This is a genomic window from Mucilaginibacter sp. GW821-FHT07G05 (assembly GCF_059418565.1).
In genome coordinates this window covers 1-18,724 of record NZ_JBWKQC010000008.1, presented here as the reverse complement: position 1 = coordinate 18,724, position 18,724 = coordinate 1, and the positions used below count along the sequence as shown (strand labels likewise).

Annotated in this window: 14 protein-coding genes; 6 read left to right on the top strand and 8 right to left on the bottom strand. The window is 43.8% G+C overall.

Going from position 1 to position 18,724, the window contains the following annotated elements:
- The first annotated feature begins 2 nt into the window (after positions 1–2).
- Positions 3–3,752 carry a sensor histidine kinase gene (locus AC07NA_RS18955; RefSeq protein ID WP_494899127.1) on the top strand — a complete coding sequence of 1,250 codons (3,750 nt, stop codon included), beginning with the start codon at positions 3–5 and terminating at the stop codon, positions 3,750–3,752.
- A 494-nt stretch (positions 3,753–4,246) separates the two neighbouring features.
- Here AC07NA_RS18955 and AC07NA_RS18950 read toward each other — a convergent pair whose 3' ends face one another.
- The gene (locus AC07NA_RS18950) at positions 4,247–5,167 is read right to left on the bottom strand and encodes a DUF8428 domain-containing protein (protein ID WP_494899126.1); all 921 of its coding nucleotides are present in this window, start codon (positions 5,165–5,167) and stop codon (positions 4,247–4,249) included.
- A 244-nt stretch (positions 5,168–5,411) separates the two neighbouring features.
- On the opposite strand from AC07NA_RS18950, the gene AC07NA_RS18945 reads away from it, so the two are divergent.
- A complete protein-coding gene (locus AC07NA_RS18945) occupies positions 5,412–6,971 on the top strand; it encodes a glycoside hydrolase family 10-like protein (protein WP_494899125.1) in 1,560 nt (519 codons plus the stop codon).
- Here the strand turns inward: AC07NA_RS18945 and AC07NA_RS18940 are convergent.
- The 3 genes from AC07NA_RS18940 to AC07NA_RS18930 form a co-directional block, all read right to left on the bottom strand.
- Positions 6,968–7,753, bottom strand: coding sequence for a DUF1835 domain-containing protein (locus AC07NA_RS18940; RefSeq protein WP_494899124.1), 786 nt, complete (start codon positions 7,751–7,753; stop codon positions 6,968–6,970). The genes AC07NA_RS18945 and AC07NA_RS18940 overlap by 4 nt on opposite strands.
- 119 nt (positions 7,754–7,872) lie before the next feature.
- A complete protein-coding gene (locus AC07NA_RS18935) occupies positions 7,873–9,588 on the bottom strand; it encodes a TonB family protein (RefSeq protein ID WP_494899123.1) in 1,716 nt (571 codons plus the stop codon).
- 7 nt (positions 9,589–9,595) lie between these two features.
- The gene (locus AC07NA_RS18930) at positions 9,596–9,964 is read right to left on the bottom strand and encodes a BlaI/MecI/CopY family transcriptional regulator (protein WP_345213165.1); all 369 of its coding nucleotides are present in this window, start codon (positions 9,962–9,964) and stop codon (positions 9,596–9,598) included.
- A gap of 150 nt (positions 9,965–10,114) precedes the next feature.
- Here AC07NA_RS18930 and AC07NA_RS18925 point away from each other — a divergent pair, with 150 nt between their 5' ends.
- Entirely contained in the window at positions 10,115–11,518 is a 1,404-nt protein-coding gene (locus AC07NA_RS18925) for an MBL fold metallo-hydrolase RNA specificity domain-containing protein (protein WP_494899122.1), read from the top strand.
- Between the two features lie 141 nt (positions 11,519–11,659).
- Here AC07NA_RS18925 and AC07NA_RS18920 read toward each other — a convergent pair whose 3' ends face one another.
- Entirely contained in the window at positions 11,660–12,568 is a 909-nt protein-coding gene (locus AC07NA_RS18920; protein ID WP_494899121.1) for a T9SS type A sorting domain-containing protein, read from the bottom strand.
- A 137-nt stretch (positions 12,569–12,705) separates the two neighbouring features.
- Between AC07NA_RS18920 and AC07NA_RS18915 the strand changes: the two genes are divergently transcribed.
- Positions 12,706–14,559 carry a sensor histidine kinase gene (locus AC07NA_RS18915; protein WP_494899120.1) on the top strand — a complete coding sequence of 618 codons (1,854 nt, stop codon included), beginning with the start codon at positions 12,706–12,708 and terminating at the stop codon, positions 14,557–14,559.
- A 30-nt stretch (positions 14,560–14,589) separates the two neighbouring features.
- Complete coding sequence (locus AC07NA_RS18910) at positions 14,590–15,282, top strand: response regulator transcription factor (protein WP_494899119.1); 693 nt, start codon at positions 14,590–14,592, stop codon at positions 15,280–15,282.
- Positions 15,283–15,567: 285 nt separating this feature from the next.
- Here the strand turns inward: AC07NA_RS18910 and AC07NA_RS18905 are convergent, their stop codons facing one another.
- Genes AC07NA_RS18905 through AC07NA_RS18895 form a run of 3 tightly spaced genes read right to left on the bottom strand, consistent with a single transcriptional unit; the run spans position 15,568 to position 16,596 of the window.
- Positions 15,568–15,930, bottom strand: a complete 363-nt coding sequence (locus AC07NA_RS18905) for a bleomycin resistance protein (RefSeq protein ID WP_345213158.1) — start codon at positions 15,928–15,930, stop codon at positions 15,568–15,570.
- A gap of 2 nt (positions 15,931–15,932) precedes the next feature.
- Positions 15,933–16,388 carry a nucleotidyltransferase gene (locus tag AC07NA_RS18900; protein ID WP_494899118.1) on the bottom strand — a complete coding sequence of 152 codons (456 nt, stop codon included), beginning with the start codon at positions 16,386–16,388 and terminating at the stop codon, positions 15,933–15,935.
- A 4-nt stretch (positions 16,389–16,392) separates the two neighbouring features.
- Positions 16,393–16,596 carry a hypothetical protein gene (locus AC07NA_RS18895; RefSeq protein ID WP_494899117.1) on the bottom strand — a complete coding sequence of 68 codons (204 nt, stop codon included), beginning with the start codon at positions 16,594–16,596 and terminating at the stop codon, positions 16,393–16,395.
- Between the two features lie 108 nt (positions 16,597–16,704).
- Here AC07NA_RS18895 and AC07NA_RS18890 point away from each other — a divergent pair, with 108 nt between their 5' ends.
- Positions 16,705–18,273: a M28 family metallopeptidase gene (locus AC07NA_RS18890; RefSeq protein ID WP_494899116.1), complete on the top strand. Its 1,569-nt coding sequence runs from the start codon at positions 16,705–16,707 to the stop codon at positions 18,271–18,273.
- The last annotated feature ends 451 nt before the right edge of the window (positions 18,274–18,724 follow it).

The window sequence follows — 18,724 nt, the reverse complement described above, 5'->3', positions numbered from 1 at the left end:
AATTGAGTTACCGGGCGAAAATACGTTTACTGCTGGCCTTATTAACCGTCAGCCTGCTCATCACGGCTATTATTGTGCCGCGGTCGTACACGCCTGTTAACAGTTTAGAGCAAACCGCTCACATCCTCGAAAGTAACGTAAACAAAAAGGAGCGCTACATTGCTGGTCTGCTCAATGATAAGGATTGGTATAGTAAACTAAAAACGGTAGACGTAAACCAGCAAACCGGACTCAAATACATACAGGATGTTACGGTAGACCATCGCGTATGGTTTGTTATACTGCGTAACAACAAACTCACCTTTTGGAGTGGTGTTAAGGTATTGCCGCCGCAACCCGAGCGTATAAAAGAAGGTTACTCCTTTACCCGGCAGCCTAATGGTTACTATGAAAGCTTCCGCAAAAACGATGGTGATTTTTCGGTGATCTTTTTTTTCCCGGTGAAGATCAGTTACCAGTTTCAAAACAAGTACCTGCATAACGGCTTCGACAAGGATATTTACGATGAAGATAATATCCAGCTGGCCGAGTTTACCGATACCGAGATCTATTCGGTACACAGTATCACCAATGCCTACCTGTTTTCGGTTAAGCTGAAGCCCGATACGGTTAATTACCGTTTCCTGTACTCCGAAATTACACTGTGGATCTTAACGCTGATCACCTTTTGTGTATTGGTTCATGATCTTTGCGGTTATGTAGCTTACAAAGGTTTCGGCCTGCTCTCGGTGCTGCTGCTGGCCTTGTTTATTGTGGGCGTACGGTATATAAACCTGCGCTATCAATTGCCCGATTTTACCCTCCGGCTCGATCTTTTCAAGCCCATCCTGTATGCATCGAGCAAAGTAAACCCCTCCCTTGGCGATTTCTGTATCAACCTGCTGGGTATATGCTGGCTGGTGGCTTATGCTTACACACAGCGTAACAGGCTGGTGCGTAATGTGAAGAGCCGGGTATTGAGCTATATAATACTCGTTAGCTGTATTTTGATCATGATAGGGGTATCCACGGCCTTGCTTAATCTGTTTTATGGCCTGGTAATTAACTCGCATATCAATTTTGACGTAACCAATGTGCTTAACCTAACCGGGTTTAGTGTTATTGGGCTCGTTATGCTTTGTTTCGCCTTCCTGATATTTTACCTGCTTAACGATACCTTCCTTAATATTTGCATAAAGCTGCCGATATCAAACTCGCATAAATTCTTCGTGTTCAGCATAGCTGTGATATTGGCAACGGCAATATATGCTTATAATAACCAGTTTACGCTGTTCTACTTTTTAATGGCTACGCTGGTATTTATACGGGGCTACTCGTTCAGGTATAAGCATGGTAAGTTGTCATCATCGTCGTTATTGCTTATCGTACTGGTATGCGCCCTCATGTCTTCACTCGAACTGGTGAGTTTTGGCGACATAAAAGAGGGCGAAACCCGCAAGGCTTTGATACAAAAACTGCTGGTTCCCGATGATGGTACGGCAAACCTGATGATCAAAAAAATCGAAAAGAAGATCATCAACGACCGCCGTGTACGGGAACTTTTTAATGATACGAACCGCGTTAACAGTTTAAAAAACCGGCTCGAAAAGCTGTATTTCGACGGTTACCTTTCTAAATACAGCATCAGTGTGCACGAATTTGACGCGAACGATAAACCTTTATCGGGCGATCAAAACTATTCGCTGGATGTTTTTAACGATATGGTGCTGTACAGTTCGTTCAAGGTGTCCGATTATTTTTTCAGGGAGAACGAGTCTTTCGGTTCGCAAAACTATTTTGCTGTTATCCCGGTTAAAAAACGGGGCAAACACGCGGGTACTATCGTTATTGAGTTACGGTCGAGAGATCCGCGGCAGAGCAATAAGTTCCCCGAACTGTTAACCGAAGGCTTTGGTACCTACCATGATGAATTTAAAGAGTATTCGTACGCGTTTTATACCGACGATAAGTTGGTGAACCAAAACGGTACTTTCGTATACGACCTGGTGAACCATTACTTTAAAGCGCCCGAACAAAAATACGCTTTTAAAACATCCGCCAGTATTTACCCCGAGTGGTACCGTCGCTTTACTACTTATAACCACCTGATATTTAAGCCTGCCAAGCGTAACCTGATAGTGGTGAGTAAAGAGGAGAACAAACCTTTTTACGTGATCACTTCACTTACCTTCTTCTTTGTGATGCTGCTTTTATTCAGCATGCTGGTCATATTGGTGCAATGGCTGTGGCTGCGTATCAAAATTCTTTCCATCAGCGAAAATAAGATCCGCTGGAACTTCCGGATCAATTTTGATAACGTATTATACAAAACCCGTATCCAGTTCTCCATGATAATGGCGGTAGTGGTTACGCTGGTAATGGTTGGTTTTATCACCTTCCTGTTCATCAGTACGCAGTATAATACCCAGCAGGAAAAAATGATCCGCGAGAAGATCAACCGCATTACCGACGCGTTTGAGGAGGGGCTGTTCAACAAGTATATCAACAATATACAAAAGGAAAGTATGGTTGATTTTGATGAACTGGCTAATACTTACGCTGCCGACCTTACCTTGTTCGATACCAGCGGCATCCCGATAATTACCACACAGCCCAAGTTTTACGAATATGGCTTGCATGCCCGCCGTATGAATGCAAAGGCCTTTATTCAGCTTAATAAACTGCATAAGGCAGAGGTAGTGAATGATGAAACCATTGGCGAACTGAAATATAAATCGGTATACGCGCCATTAAAGGATAGCAAGAGTAAAACCGTAGCTTACCTGCAATTGCCTTATTTCTCTAACGAGGCCGATTATAATGAGCGTGTTGGCTCCTTGCTCAACGCTATGATCAATGTATACGCGCTTATCTTTATCGCCATAGGTTTGTTTGCCATGGCGATAGCACGACAAATTACCTCGCCGCTAAACTTTATACAAAGCAAGTTGAGCGGTATAATTTACGGTAAAAAGAACGAACCTATTAAATGGGGGCGCGATGATGAGATTGGTTCCCTTGTAAAAGAATATAATAAAATGATTGCCGCGCTGGAGAACAGCGCGCAAAAGCTGGCGCAATCTGAAAGGGAGAGCGCCTGGCGCGAAATGGCCAAGCAGGTGGCCCACGAAATTAAGAACCCGCTTACGCCGCTAAAGCTGGGCTTGCAATTGTTAGATAAATCTTGGAAGGATAAAGACCCTAAGTTCGATCAGAAGTTTGAGCGGTTCAGTAAGTCGTTCGTAGAGCAGATAGAAAGTTTGTCGTCGATAGCGTCGGAGTTCTCGGCATTTGCCAAAATGCCAGATACCAAGCTGGAGCAGATCAACGTGTTTGAAATGCTTAACCAGGCTGTTACCATATTTAAGCAGATGGATAACCTGCAAATTATGTATCAGCCACCCGAAAAGCCATTCATTATACTGGCCGACCGCGACCAACTGCTGCGTTGCTTTAACAACCTGCTTAAAAACGCCATTGAAGCTACCCCTCCCGACCGGACAGGATTGATAGAGATCAACGCGTTAATAACCAGCAAAAATATTTTGTTAAGCATCAAGGATAACGGCAACGGCATCCCCGAAAATATGCGCGAAAAGATCTTTGAACCCAACTTTACCACCAAAAGCTCGGGTACAGGTTTAGGCCTGGCCTTTATCAAAAACTCCATAGAGAACGCAGGCGGCAAAGTATGGTTCGAAACCGTTATTGGCACAGGTACCACCTTCTACTTGAGCCTGCCTGCTGCTGCGGGCACGGAGGAAGGGGTTTAGTTGTAGGTTGTCTGTTGTGTGTGTTAGGCTTCAGGTTCGGGTGTTTACTACATAGTAAAATGACAATAGCTCACAACCCCTCTCCACTGTCATGCTGAGGAACGAAGCATCTATCGCACATAAGCATAGCGAAGAAGATTCTTCAAACGTTCAGAATGACAGTTTTTTTAATACGTCATAGGTAAGAATGAAGCAATCGCGTCGTGTTTTATATCGTATTGTTACGGTCGCTAACCCGTGTTAAGTTTCTTTTTCAACTGCAAGTGTTGAGAAGAAAATGTCATTTCGAACGAGGTACGAGGAGAAATCTTCTGATTAATAAAAGTAGCAGACTTACATGGCGAAGAAGATCTCTCACTGCGTTCGAGATGACAGCGGTTTTACCAAAATTTACGATTACAGGCCGGAATTATTACAACATACAACCCACAACTCATTGCATAAAAAAACCGATGGTAAGTAGCCATCGGTTTTTTTATGCAATGAATCTTTAATTATTTCAATGTGATGCTTGTTTTACCCATGGTGAAACCATCGGCATAAAGCAGCACGGTATATGTGCCTTTGGTGAATGGAGCAGGGTTTATCCAGTCGATAGTATAGGCGCTGCCATCATCTCTAAAGTCGATAGATGTTTTGTAGGTGTATTGCTGCTCCTGGGCATCGGCGGTAAAATTGCCTGAGTCATCCTGGGTTAACAGGTTGCCCGATGGATCTATCACGCGTACATATACATCATGCAGGGCTTTGTCGGCAACAGAATTGGCCGCGAGTGTAAAGCTGATCTTTAGTTTTTTAGCTGTTTTAGCTTTAGTTACGTCAGATTCTTTTCCGCTGCTTTTTATTTTGTAAGCAATTACTTCAGATGTAGCCACTTTAAGGGCCGATGCTTCCTGTACTTTAGCGCTCAGGTCTTGATTTTGTTTTTCAAGAGTAGTAGCTTTTTCGCTAACAGTTTGCAGGTTGGTTTTTAAAGTATCCCTTTCGGTGATCAATGAGGTGTTTTGTTTTTTAAGCTCCTCAATATCGGCAGTATATTTAGTAACAAAGTAACGCAGTTGTTTTACATCTTCCTGTGCTTTGGCAAGCTCTTCTTTAGTTAGTTTGCCCTTAGCCAACGCTACGCGCAGGGTTCTGATCTTGGCTACCAGCGAATCGTTTTTAGCCTGCAATTCGGCAGTCATTTTGGTTTTAACGCTGTTTACCTGCTCTATTTGTGCTTCCAGACTGTCAAGCTCGGTTTGTAAGCGGGTCTTCTCGTCGTTTTGGTATACTATCTTAGTGTCCGACTTGTTTTTTTGCAGGTACAGGTAAACATCTGTTCCCAGCAGAGCTATTACAACTATAATAAGAAAGTAAATTACATTTGAATTTCTTTTAGCCGGTTGCTGCTCAGGTTGATAATTATTCTCCATTATAAACTCTTTTTGTGGTAAAAATAATAGCTAATACAAGCCTTATAGGTATAATATATACGTAAAAACTACAGAAATATGATAAACGGGTATGATTTTTTTAATTTAAAATATAGCGTTGTATCACTGCTAAAGTAAGTACAATATGGTTAAACACAAAATGCAGGCAATTATTATTGGTAATAATAAATGGGCATTGTAATGAGTTTATATCTTTGCACCTGCTCAATAAACCGATTTATTAATGCATTTATATAAAAAGCTTATACCCCTGCTGATACTGCTGTTTGCCTTTGCTACCACCAAGGCACAGCCTGATAGCCAAATAGATATAGAGGATGCTTACAAGCCGGAACCCAAGCGCGAGTTTAGGGGTGTGTGGATTGCTACCGTAGTAAATATTGATTGGCCATCGAGCTCAAGAATTGGACCCGACAGGCAGAAAAAAGAATTATTAAGCCAGTTAGACGCGCACCAAAAAACGGGGATCAACGCTATTATGCTACAGGTAAGGCCTGCGGCCGACGCGCTTTATGCTAAAAGTTTTGAGCCATGGTCAAAATATTTAACCGGTAAACAGGGGCAGGCGCCTGGTGCAGATTTTGATCCGCTGGAGTTTGCCACTACCGAGGCCCATAAACGCGGCATGGAGATGCACGCCTGGTTCAACCCATACCGTGCCACCTTTGATGGTAACTTCGCCGCCTTGGCCAGTGATCATATCACCAAATTGAAACCCGAATGGTTTTTTATATACGGAGGTATCAAATTATTTAATCCGGGTATTCCCGAAGTGCGCGAGTATATTGTACGTGTGATATTGAACGTGGTGGATAATTATGATGTAGATGGCATCCATCTCGACGATTATTTTTACCCCTACCAAATTGCCGGGCAGCGCATCAACGACTCCGACGCTTATGCCAAATACGGCGGTAATTTTACCGATATTAAAGAATGGCGTCGCGATAACGTGAACCAGCTGATAAAAATGCTGGGCGATAGCATTCACAAGCATAAGCCGAGCATGAAGTTTGGTATCAGTCCGTTTGGGATATGGGCCAATAAAGGACAAAACCCCGAAGGATCAGAAACCCATGGCGGTTCATCATACTACGAACAGTTTGCCGATACCCGTAAATGGGTGCAGGAGGGCTGGATAGATTATATCAACCCGCAACTGTACTGGCAAATAGGCAACCGCTCGGCGGCGTTTGATACGCTGCTGGATTGGTGGAGCGATAATACCTATAACAGGCACTTATATATCGGTATAGCGGCTTACAGGGTGCTTGAGCGTAAGCTGGCCGCCTTCCGCGATCCTAACCAGTTGCCATCGCAAATACAATACCTGCGCGAGAACCCACGGGTACAGGGCAGTGTATACTTCAGCTCCAACTCGTTGTTAAGTAATCCGCTTGGCTTTACCGATTCGCTTAAAAACAACTATTATAAGCATCCGGCTTTGCCTCCGCCAATGCTTTGGCTCGATTCTATTCCGCCTAACGCGCCGCGTGAATTGATAGCTAAGGGAGGTGCCAATGGTATCTATCTTAAATGGCAAATGCCTTTACCGGCAGAAGATAAAGAACCGGTATTCGGTTATGTGATTTACAGGTTTGATGAAGGCGAAAAAACGGATTTGAACGATCCGAAGAACATATTGAAGATACAATACAGTACCGATTTGTTCTACACTGATACCACGGCCGAAAAGAGTAAAAACTACCTCTACGTAGTTACCGCGCTCGACCGCATCAAGAACGAAAGCGACCGTACGCCTGCCATAGCGGCATCGTATTAAATAAGGTTACGTTTACCGAGGCTATCAAGGTAAATGTCCAGCTCGGTATCGCCCATGCCGTATATTTTTTCGGCTATCCAAAAGGCTTTGTAAATTTCGGGTTTGGTAGTGATGCCGCTGTGGTAAATACCAACCAGCTTTTGCTCAATATAATTGAGTCCGCTTTTGTTAAGTTGCAGGCGTTTTAGGTGCGCTTGCAGGGCGGGGCCCAACAGGTGCAGGTTACCCCAAAAACTGATACCATCCAGCCATTCGGTTAACAGCGCCGCATTGCCGCTCAGGTAGGTTTGCCAGGCTTCGGTAGCTAAAGAAAAATCGTATTCAGTAAGTTGCACCCTTATGTTATCGTATAAAAATTCCAGCTGGTTGCCATTGAGCTCGCCCATGCCGGCAAAGTCATCCTTACCCGGGAAGCTATCCGGACTGATCAGGTAAACTGCCGGGGCCGACATGTTGGTCATTTGCTCCAGTAGCATCATCACCCCAAGCAGGTTCACCTGACAATGCAGGTCGAACTCAAACCATAGGTTGATCTCATCGTAAGGTTCATTAAGCTTACCCAATTGGTCTACCACATCGTGCTGATAAGTTTCGGGCGTGGTATTAAACGTTTCGGTTATCCAGGCTTTACGTGCTTCCCAAAAGGCTGCCGAACTAACATCATTAAACAATGGTCCTTCCGAAAAAACTTCGCGCCAAATAAGTGTATCTCCATCAATACCGGTTTGTTTAAACCCGTGCCAGGTAGAGTCGCCGTTAAGTACATGCAGTATGTTTGCCATAAGGTTGCTTTGCTATATAACGCAAAGCTATGTGTATCGTTTTACCTGTACTGTCATTTCATTAAAAAAGCCCGCTTGCGTAATGCAGCGGGCTCGCGGTTTGGTTGAAGCCTTGGTATTTACTTTTTTGTGGTAATAGCTATGGTACTGTAGCCTTTTTCGCCGGTTTTCTTTTCGGCGTCTTTAGTAATATCGATGCTGGCAATTGTTTTAGGGTCAAGGGCATCCATTTCTTTTTTAGTGATCTCTTTACCATTAAGCGTTATGGTTACATCATCTAAAGTAGCTTTGGTGCCATCTGTTTTGTATCCTCTAACAACAACGTTGCTAAGGCCTTTACTTAAAGAGTCGGGCGTTGAAGGATAGCCTACTACAACAATACCGCTTACTTTGCCTTTTATATTTTTCGGATCTATAACGACAGCTTTTTTGGTTGTTTTGTTAACCTTTTTACCGCCATCGGCATCAGTTAGTGTAAAGTTGATAGGCATGGTAAACTGTACGCGTACCAGGTGATCGTTTTGCACGCCCGGCGACCATTTTGGTGATAGCGACATGGCGCGTACCGCCTCGGCAGCAAGTGTGGTGCTTGGCGCTCGTAACGATTTTATATGGCTTATTTTGCCATCCTCTTCCACTATAAAGCTTACTATTACTTTACCTTGTATGTTCTTGTCCCGATCAATTTTTGGATAATTTACTGTTTTGCCTAAAAATTGGTACAGTTTTTCCATTCCGCCCGGAAAATGAGGCGGTTCTTCAACCTGTGTAAATATTTCACTTTTTCTATCGGGTACGGTGTCAACAGTCTGCATTTGTCTTTCAGATACTACTGCTTTTTCCATTACCGTGGCGGGTATTACCACATTTTCGCGGGCATTATCTATTTCTTTTAAAACAGCCTTGGCAACATCGTTATTAACTGACCTTATTCTCGATATAACCACAGGCGTTGCCGGTGTGGCAAATACCTGTTCGGCTGTTTTATTAATGGTTTCTACGGCTTTGCTCTCGTTCACCGTTGCCGATGAAAGTACAAGCATGAGGGCAAACAGGGGTGCTGATAACCCATATTTTATGAGCTTTATGCGCTGCGATCTGTTCTTCTGTAACATCATAATTCGTTGTTTTAAAAGGCTGTGATTAAAAAATGGGTTTACTAAAGTATGTGAAGGGTTATTAAAGGTTTGTTTTAATAGCAGCATAGCATAACCGGCCTTATCAATACCGGTTGCAATTACGCGGCTATCGGCAATAAACTCGTGTATGTGTTTAATGGCGCTGCGGTACAGGTATACTACCGGGTTAAACCAGTTGAAGATCATTATCAGCTCAATCAGCAGCACATCTACCGAGTGCCATTGTTTGGCATGTACTTCCTCGTGCGATGTAATAGCTTCGGCATCATCATCGTGCACGGTTTCGCTCAGCTTTATCTTGTTAAAGAAGGAATAGGAGGTAGCAGCTTCCGGCTGTTTTATAATGCGGTTAAGCTTGATGAGCTGCCATGCAAGCCTTATAATAAGGAAAGCCACGCCTGCCCCGTATAGCATGCCCAGCACATCGCCAACCATAAGTTGAGTATCGGGCACCTGCGGCGCTTTTATGGTAAACACCGGGCTGTTATAAATAACATACTTAACCTGTTGGGTAATAAATAAGTTCTTTACCCAATCGGCCTGTATGGCCGGTATCAAAAACGATAACAAAGCTGCCGCCACAAGATAGATCCTGTTAAGCTGAAAAAATGTTTCTTTGCGAAGCAGCAGCGCGTAAAACCCGTAAAATAATACCAGATACAGGTTTGCCAGTAATAAATATTGCCACCAGGTCATTGCTATTTTATTTTTTTAGTTTTTCAATCAGTTTCATAATCTCATCGGCCTCTTTCAGGTCAATCTTTTCTTTCTTCACAAAAAAAGAAAGCATGCGGTTAACCGAATTATCAAAGTATCCGCTCAGTAGCTTGTCCGACGCGAAATCCTGGTACTGCTCCTTGCTGATCACCGGGAAATACTCATGGCTTTTGCCGAATGCCTCATGATCTACAAAGCCTTTTGTTTCCAGTATCCTGATAATGGTTGATACCGTGTTGTAAGCAGGCTTTGGTTCGGGCAAAAGTTCAAGTACATCTTTTACATACCCCTTTCCCAGCTGCCATAATACCTGCATAATCTGTTCTTCCGCTCTTGTTAATTCTTTAAATTCCATATTGTACCGGCTTAATTTTTGGTTTGTTAGTGATTGTTGAACTAAGGTATTAGTTATAAATGATATTTGCAACTAATTTTTTAGTTTATTTTTTATAATGAACTTTTATCGCTCAATTTAGTTTGATATTACACAGCTTAAAAATAATATATGCACATAGTTTTTCATGGTGCTGCGCGCAATGTTACGGGCAGTAAACATTTGGTCCGTTTAAATGATGGCACCGGTATATTGCTTGATTGCGGCATGTTTCAAGGCATGGGCGAGCAAACCGAAGATATGAACGAGCACTTTGGTTTTAACCCCAATAAGGTGGACTATATGATCCTCTCGCATGCTCACATTGACCATTGCGGTTTAATACCCCGCCTGGTGGCCGAAGGCTTTAACGGACAAATATTTTGCACCGCCCCCACAATGGACCTGGTGCGGATACTGCTGATGGATTCGGCACATATACAAATGCAGGATACCGAGTACAGCAACCGCCACAGGCAGCGTAAAGGGCAGCCGCTGCTTGAACCCTTGTATAACGAAGAGCAGGTGATGGAAGCCCTGCGCTTATTTAAAATTGTTGATTACCACGAAGAATATGAGATAACCCCGCGTGTAAAGTTTCAGTTTACCGATGCCGGGCACGTGGTGGGCAGCGCGGCTGTGCATTTAACCGTGCTGGAAGACGGCAAGGAAACCCGCATTACTTTTAGCGGCGATGTTGGTCGTTACGGTGATATGCTGCTTAAAAGCCCCGAACCTTTTCCGCAGGCCGATTATATTTTGCTGGAATCTACCTATGGTGATTCACTACATAAAGACCTGGCGCCAATTGAAGATGCCCTGCTGGAGATTATCAAACAAACCTGCGAGATAAAAAAGGGTAAAGTGATTATCCCCGCGTTTAGCGTTGGGCGTACGCAGGAGCTATTATATGCGTTAAATTCGTTGGAATTAAAAGGCGTATTGCCTGATTTGCCTTATTTTGTGGATAGTCCGCTATCTGAAAAGGCTACCCGTGTACTGATGGATCATCCCGAGGTATACAATAATAATGTGAATGAGGTATTAAAGGTAGATGCTAATCCCTTCGCGTTTAAGGGGCTGCGGTTTGTGCAGTCAACCGAAGAATCTATCGCGTTGAACAGTGATCCGCGGCCTTGCGTAATCATCTCATCATCGGGTATGGCCGAGGCGGGCAGGGTGAAGCACCATATTAAGAACAACATAGGCAACCAAAAGAACACCATATTAATAGTAGGCTATTGCGAACCCAATTCGTTAGGCGGCCACCTGATGCGCCACGAACGCGAGGTGTATATATTTGGTGAGCAATACGAGGTAAAGGCCGAGGTGGAGGTTATCAAATCAATGAGCGCCCACGGCGATTATGAAGACCTGCTGCATTTTATCTCCAATCAGGATCCGGCCAAAGTAAAAAAAATCTTCCTGGTGCATGGCGAATACGATGTACAGCAAAACTTTGCAGAAAAGATAAAAGAACAAGGCTTCAAAAATGTGGAGATCCCGGCACAGCATAGCAGGGCTGATTTGGAGTAGGGGGTAAGTAAGATAGAAATTCAACGGCAAAAATATCGTCATGGGTAGGTACGAAGCAATCTCTAAGCTATACAGAGCGGTTCTGTAAATCGGGGATTGCTTCGTCGTTCCTCCTCGCAATAACGCGATTTTTTAATCATATCAATCTTCCTTAACAATTCGCTTTACCGCAGTAGCCGCGCCTTGCTTAATTTGCAAATAGTATATACCGTTTAAAGCCAGGGTAAATGTTTTGCTGAAAGCGCCCGCGTTGGCCTTATCGCTCCAAAGCAATTTGCCTTCGCTATCTTTAAATTGTACTTCGGCGTTGGTTTTCGTAGGGAGGTTAAAGGTCAACGTGGTTTTCCCTGTAGAAAACTCCGGCGACAGGTTAAGGTCTTTCAGGCCCAGCTCCGCCTTATCAACACCTGCAATTTTGGTAATCTTTTCTTTTGAGGCATCGCTTACCCGGTAGCTGATATGGGTGCTTATGCCATCGTTATCGGTACTGGTGTAGTTAAAGTTTTGTGTATTGCGTACATCAAAGCCATCAAACGCGCGGCGTAAAAACACCTGGTTGTCGGGCCCGTTGTTCATTTTATAATTAAACGCGAAGTTTTCTTTTTTGTCGCCGGGTTTACCGGTGCGCAGTTCAATTACTTTACCCAGGCTGTCTTTATAAATCACACGGTCGGTAACCATGGCCAGTTCATTGTCGGTATCGCCACCGCTCCTGATAATAATACGGCGGTTGCCATTTTTATCGTTAGTGGTGCTGCGCTGAACAAAAACCTGCCCTCTGCCGCTATTATCTTTAATAATATCAAATGCGATGTTACGGCTGGTTTCCTGCAAATCGCGCAGGGCATTTTCGCGGTCGCTGCCTTTAAGGTCTTTCAGGTTTTTACCGTTTATAACGGTGTCGCCATCGGTAATACTTATATCAATATTCTTCTTTACTACTGTTTCCTTCTTATTTTGTGCAAGCACCAACGGAGGCAGGCACATAATACTGATGATGCTTAAAGCGAACACGCTCTCGAAGCACGGTTTTAATATTAGTTTCTTCATGATTAGTGATTTAAGTATTTACAATTATCAAAAATACCAAACTACTAAATACCAAGATGTTAAATGATTTTTTAAAATTGTTAAAAATTGTTAAAAGCGATGGTTATGCGTTTATTTAAAATATTTTTGTTGAAAGGATGAAGAAGAGAAGCATTAGATTGATTATTGGGCTGATGGGGCTTGCGCTATTGGGCGTAATGGCAATGCAATTCTATTTTCTGCGCCAATCGTACATTATGCAGTCGGAACTTTTCGACCGCGATGTTAACGAGGCCCTGGGTAAAGTAGCCAGCAAAGTTGCCAAGCAGGATGCCATGACGTTTTTGAACAACAAGGCACAGCGTACCTACACATCGGTAACGCCGTTGCACGATGCCATAACCACCATTACCACAACCACGCAAAAAACGCAGATAACTGTAAATCATAAGCCCTTTAACGAGAACTCCATCAAAAAGAAGCTTTCGCCGCGCCAGCGCAAACTGGCTTTACTGCGCGACAGCCTGCGCCGGATGGTGATGCAAAAACAAATGGACGAAGAGATGGATGCCCTCACACAAGAGGGATCGTTAAATTTCAGGATCCGTATTGAGGAGTTTACCGATGAGTATGGCGAGGTACATGGCCGTATGATACCCGAAGTAGTGCGCACGCTGAAACCAAAAGCCAAAAGACTCGGCCGGCCTAAAAAATACGATACCCTGCATTTTACTTATGCCGATCCGCAATTTGGTCAGCAGGTAATATCATATCCGCGCATTAATCCGCAGTGGAAACTGGAACAGGAGCGCCTGCGTAAAGAGCGCCAACTGCAACAGGTGAAAAAATTACTGGAGGCCGATTCTATTGAGAACCTGGCGCAACAGCAGGCCGGCAAAAAGAAACCAAACGTTATTGAAAACCTTGCCGAAGAATACAGCAAATCGGGCGAGCCGCTTAACAAACGTGTTAACCCTTTCTGGATTGATTCGCTGCTGCGTTTTGAGCTGCATAACAAAGGCATATACCTGCCCTTTAGCTACGAGGTACTTACTGCCAACAGCGACTCGCTGATATTCGCCAATGCAATGGATATGCAGGGAGGTGCCAAACCAGTATTTATCGAGGCCAATACTTATCAAACCTCCATCTTCGGTAACGAGGTAATTAACGATCCGGGTAAAATCAAGATCGCTTTCCCCGAAAAAAACTCCTTGATATTGAGCCGCATGACGGCCAGTATGGGTACTACCGCCGGTTTATTGCTGGTGCTGATCTTCTGCTTCGGGTACACCATATTTTCAATACTGAAACAGAAAAAGGTATCTGAAATGAAGATCGACTTCATCAACAACATGACCCACGAGTTTAAAACCCCGGTATCAACCATCATGATTGCCAGCGAGGCTTTAAAAGATGATGAAATAACGGAGGATAAAAGCAGGGTATCGCGTCTGGCCAATATTATATATGAGGAGAACCTTCGCTTGGGCAGCCATATTGAAAGGGTGCTCAACATTGCCCGTATAGAAAAGAACGACTTTAAGCTGGATACCAAACCGCTCGACGTAAATGAGATGATCAGCGTGGTGCTGGATAGTATGGCGCTTAAGCTGCAAAAATGCGAAGCACAAACCATATTACACCTCGATGCTGAAAGGCCGATGATCATTGCTGATGAGCTCCATTTTTCTAACGTGATATATAACCTGGTGGATAATGCCATAAAATACAGCAACCAACCGCCCGAAATAACCATTACCACTACCAATAAAAGCGGCCACATTATTATTAGGGTAGCCGATAAGGGTATAGGTATGGGCCGCGAACAGCAGGCAAAAATATTTGAACAATTTTACCGCATACCTACCGGCAACCTGCACGATGTGAAGGGCTTTGGGCTTGGTTTAAGTTATGTGAATACAATAGTGAAAAGGCTTAACGGCACCATTGGCGTTAAATCTGAAAAAGAAAAAGGCTCGGAGTTTGAACTTAAGTTTAACTTAGCCTGATCCATAATTAATTACCTTTTATAGCCCCTGATGAAGAGAATACTGCTTGTTGAAGACGACCCCAATCTTGGTTTACTGTTACAGGATTACCTGCAACTAAAAGGCAAATTTGACGTGGTTTTATGTAAAGATGGCGATGAAGGTTTGCGCGCGTTCACCAAACAAATATACGATTTGGTGATACTGGATGTAATGATGCCCAAAAAGGATGGCTTTACCCTGGGTAAGGATATCCGTAAGATCAACGAGCATGTGCCCATTATATTTGCCAGTGCGAAAGGGATGATAGAGGATAAAACACAAGCTTTCAATCTCGGCGGCGATGATTACATTACCAAGCCCTTCCGCATTGAAGAACTGCTGTTGCGTATTAACGCGCTGTTGAAGCGGTCGGAAAGCAGTGAGAAAAAGACCGAAGAGCAACAAACGCAGTTTAAAATAGGCAAGTACGATTTTGATTATAAAGCCCAGCAGATCAACATTGGCGAACATCAGCAAAAGCTCTCAACTAAGGAAGCCGAATTGCTGCGTTTACTTTGCATCCGTAAAAACGAGGTGCTCACCCGCGAAGAAGCCCTGCTGAATATCTGGCACGATGATAACTACTTTAACGGCCGCAGCATGGATGTTTTTTTAAGCAAGATCCGCAAGTATTTAAAGAATGATCCAACTGTGGAGATTATCAACGTGCACGGCAGGGGGTATAAGTTATTGATTAACTAATATAGAGTACGCCCCTCCCTTCCTGTCATTCTGAGTTTTAAAATCCTGAGAACTATGAGAGTGAGGTGACGAGTGAAAAATCAGATAAAGGCATAGCCTGTCACCCTGAGCTTGTCGAAGGGTGCGTGGGTAAAGGCCTCTGCGCACGATCCTTCGACAAGCTCAGGATGACCCATTTATAGGCATTTTTCAAACACGTCATGGGTAACATAGTGAAGAATCGTCGTCGCGCTGCTAAGCCTGTGATAGATCCTTCGTTCCTCAGCATAACAGGATTATAGAGCACTACTCTTCATCATCCTCGCCAATATCTTCACCAAAATGGATAATGTTGCCGTTGTTATCCAATATCGAGAACTGACGCATATTCCATGGCATATCGGTTAGCGCTCCATTCGGGTGAATGATGTTGTGTACTTTATATTCTTCGTACAAAGCATCAACTTCCGTTACGTTTACGTAGCAGCCTGTATTTTTAGGGATGTCCGGGTTTTGGCATGGCCACAGGTGTATCTGTACGCCCTCTCTGCTAAATATTAAATACCCCTCCCAACCGGAGTGAAACGTGAAACCCAGTACTTCTGTGTAGAATTTTACGGTTTCGTCCTCATTTAACGAGGCTAAGATGGGGATGGCGTATTTCAGCATGGTTATCTGTTTAAATTTTCAAGATCGTCAATATCTTTAGGCCTGCCAGATGCTATTTTAGCATTTATCAAGTTATCAATATGAATTGTCCTTACCTCTATTCCGTCATCCTCAAAGAAAACCGCATTTTCAAAACAGTCATCAAAACTCAAACCTAATACCTTAACCATAATATCAATTGATGAAGGCGGGTTACCAAATGTAAATACATCCCATGACGGGTGGTTTAGAAAATTATTCTCTGTCATATCAAAAACAGGCATTCCAAAATTTAAGAAAGCTTGTTTTAACTTCTTATAGTTTTCCAGGGTTCTGTCAACCCAAATATCCATATCACCCGTGGTGCGTGAATAACCATGCAGAATAACGGAATAGCCGCCAACTAATATATATCTTACACCAGTACTATTCAGGCATTGGATAAAGTCTCTAAAATCTTCATTAAAGATGTTACCCATATTATCAACGAGATCTTACTTTAAACACTGTTTTATCTAAACGCGGCGGTTCATTTTCAGGATAATTGTATGCCACACTGTTTAAATAATTAGCTATCCGCATGCGTTCCTGCCATGTCAATGTCTTATAATATTCTGCATGATAATCCGAGGCCTCTTTAGCAGTATGTGCTTTAAATGCCGTTTTATCCAATCTGTAGGAACTCATACCCAAATATAACTCAATTATGCCACCTGTAACAACTTTGTTAAAACCTGTTACTCAGTTTATTTTTGGATAGATTTGGGCAACTGATCATTTTTAACTGACTGACAAATGAAAAAACACTTACTCCTATCATGCCTTCTTTTAGCAGGCATAGGCACTTCCGTCTATGCACAGGAACCCGTGGATGCCGCCATGACCCCAAAAATTCGTGAAGAGGGTTTGAAAAACTCCAAGGTTATGGAAACCGCTTTTTATCTTACCGATGTATCCGGCCCCAGGTTGGCAGGTTCACCCGGTTTAAAACGCGCGCAGGAATGGGCCGTTGGCCAGCTTACCAAATGGGGAATGGCAAACGCTAAACGCGAACCATGGGGCAAATTTGGTAAAGGCTGGGAAGTGCAAAAAAACTATGCCGCTATCACCGTACCTTACTACCATGCCATTATAGCCATACCAAAAGCATGGACACCCGGCACCAACGGCTTGCTGAAAAGCGAAGTAATATTAATTAAAGCCGATACTATTACCGATTTAGATAAATACAAAGGCAAATTGCAAGGCAAAGCGGTAATATTTGATGTGGCCACCACCATTAAACAAAGCTTTAAGGCCGATGCAAACCGCTACACTGATAGTGCCTTAACCGCCATGGCCAATACTAAACCGCAGGCAAGCCGTCAGCAACAGCGCCCGGCAGATTTTGCTAATTCGCCGCAATTTGCAGCCATGCGTAAGGCGAGGGCTATGCGTACCGCCATCAACGCTTTCCTGAAAAACGAAAATGCAGGCCTGATCTTGAGCATGGCCCGCGGATCTGACGGAACGGTATTTACCACCAACGGCGCGTCGTATGCCGATACCGCGCAAACCGTAGCTCCCGAACTGGAAACCAGCGGCGAAGATTACCTGCGTATTTTACGTTTAATAAAAGGCGGACAAAAAGTAGAGATCGAGGCTGATATAAAAACCCAATTTTTTACTGATGACCTGCAGGGTTATAACGTAGTTGCTGAAATACCGGGCACCGATAAAAAACTGAAAGACCAGGTAGTAATGATAGGCGGTCACCTCGATTCGTGGCATGCCGCTACCGGCGCTACTGATAACGCGGCGGGCAGCGCGGTAATGCTGGAAGCTATGCGCATTTTAAAAGCGGTTGGCTTTAAACCAAAACGTACCATCCGCATAGCGCTTTGGAGTTCGGAAGAGCAAGGCTTATACGGTTCACGTAATTACGTACTTAATCACCTCGGCGATCCTAAAACAATGTTGCTTAAACCGGAACAAAGTAAAATATCAGCTTATTATAATTTAGATAACGGTACAGGAAAAATCCGTGGTATCTATCTGCAAGGCGATTCGGCTGCCGGACCGATCTTCCAAACCTGGCTCGATCCGTTTAAAGACCTTGGCGCAGCTACCGTTACCGCAGGCAATACCGGCGGAACAGATCACCTTTCGTTCGACGCGCTGGGTATCCCGGGCTTCCAATTCATACAAGATCCTTTGGATTACGGAACCCGTACCCACCACACCAATATGGATACCTTTGATAAACTGATTGAAGACGACCTTAAACAAGCAGCAACCATAGTTGCATCATTTGTTTACAACACTGCTCAACGCAAGGATATGATTCCGCGTAAAGCGTTGCCTAAAGCGCCGGAAGTAAAATAAGGGGTTCTGAAACGAATTTAAAAAGGCTGAATAACGGATTACTCTGTTATTCAGCCTTTTTTTTGTGAGGATAAAAAGATTGCCGGTGTATCGAAGAAGTTCACTTCGGTTTGGTTTGTGCTACAATCAACGTTAGTCTGCTCATTGCCGCAGAGGCTATTACTTTTGTAGCCACAAAAGATAACAAAAAGGCTTGTCCAGCAAAAGGCTTCTTTGCCGCACATGGCAATTACCCTGCAAACCATGCAGAACTTAGGGCTGGAACTTTTGCCCCTCGGCGCCATCCCTACCCACATGCAACAAGTTCGCTATGCCCGCCTTCGCTCCTTGACCTCCAAAGTTCTGCCCGCTTTCACCCGAAGCTGTTTGCTGACTGTCTCGTCCTAAAAAAAGTTTACAGGTTTTTAAGATAGTCCTGTCATGTGTTTACGGTTACAGTGATGTCCTGGGC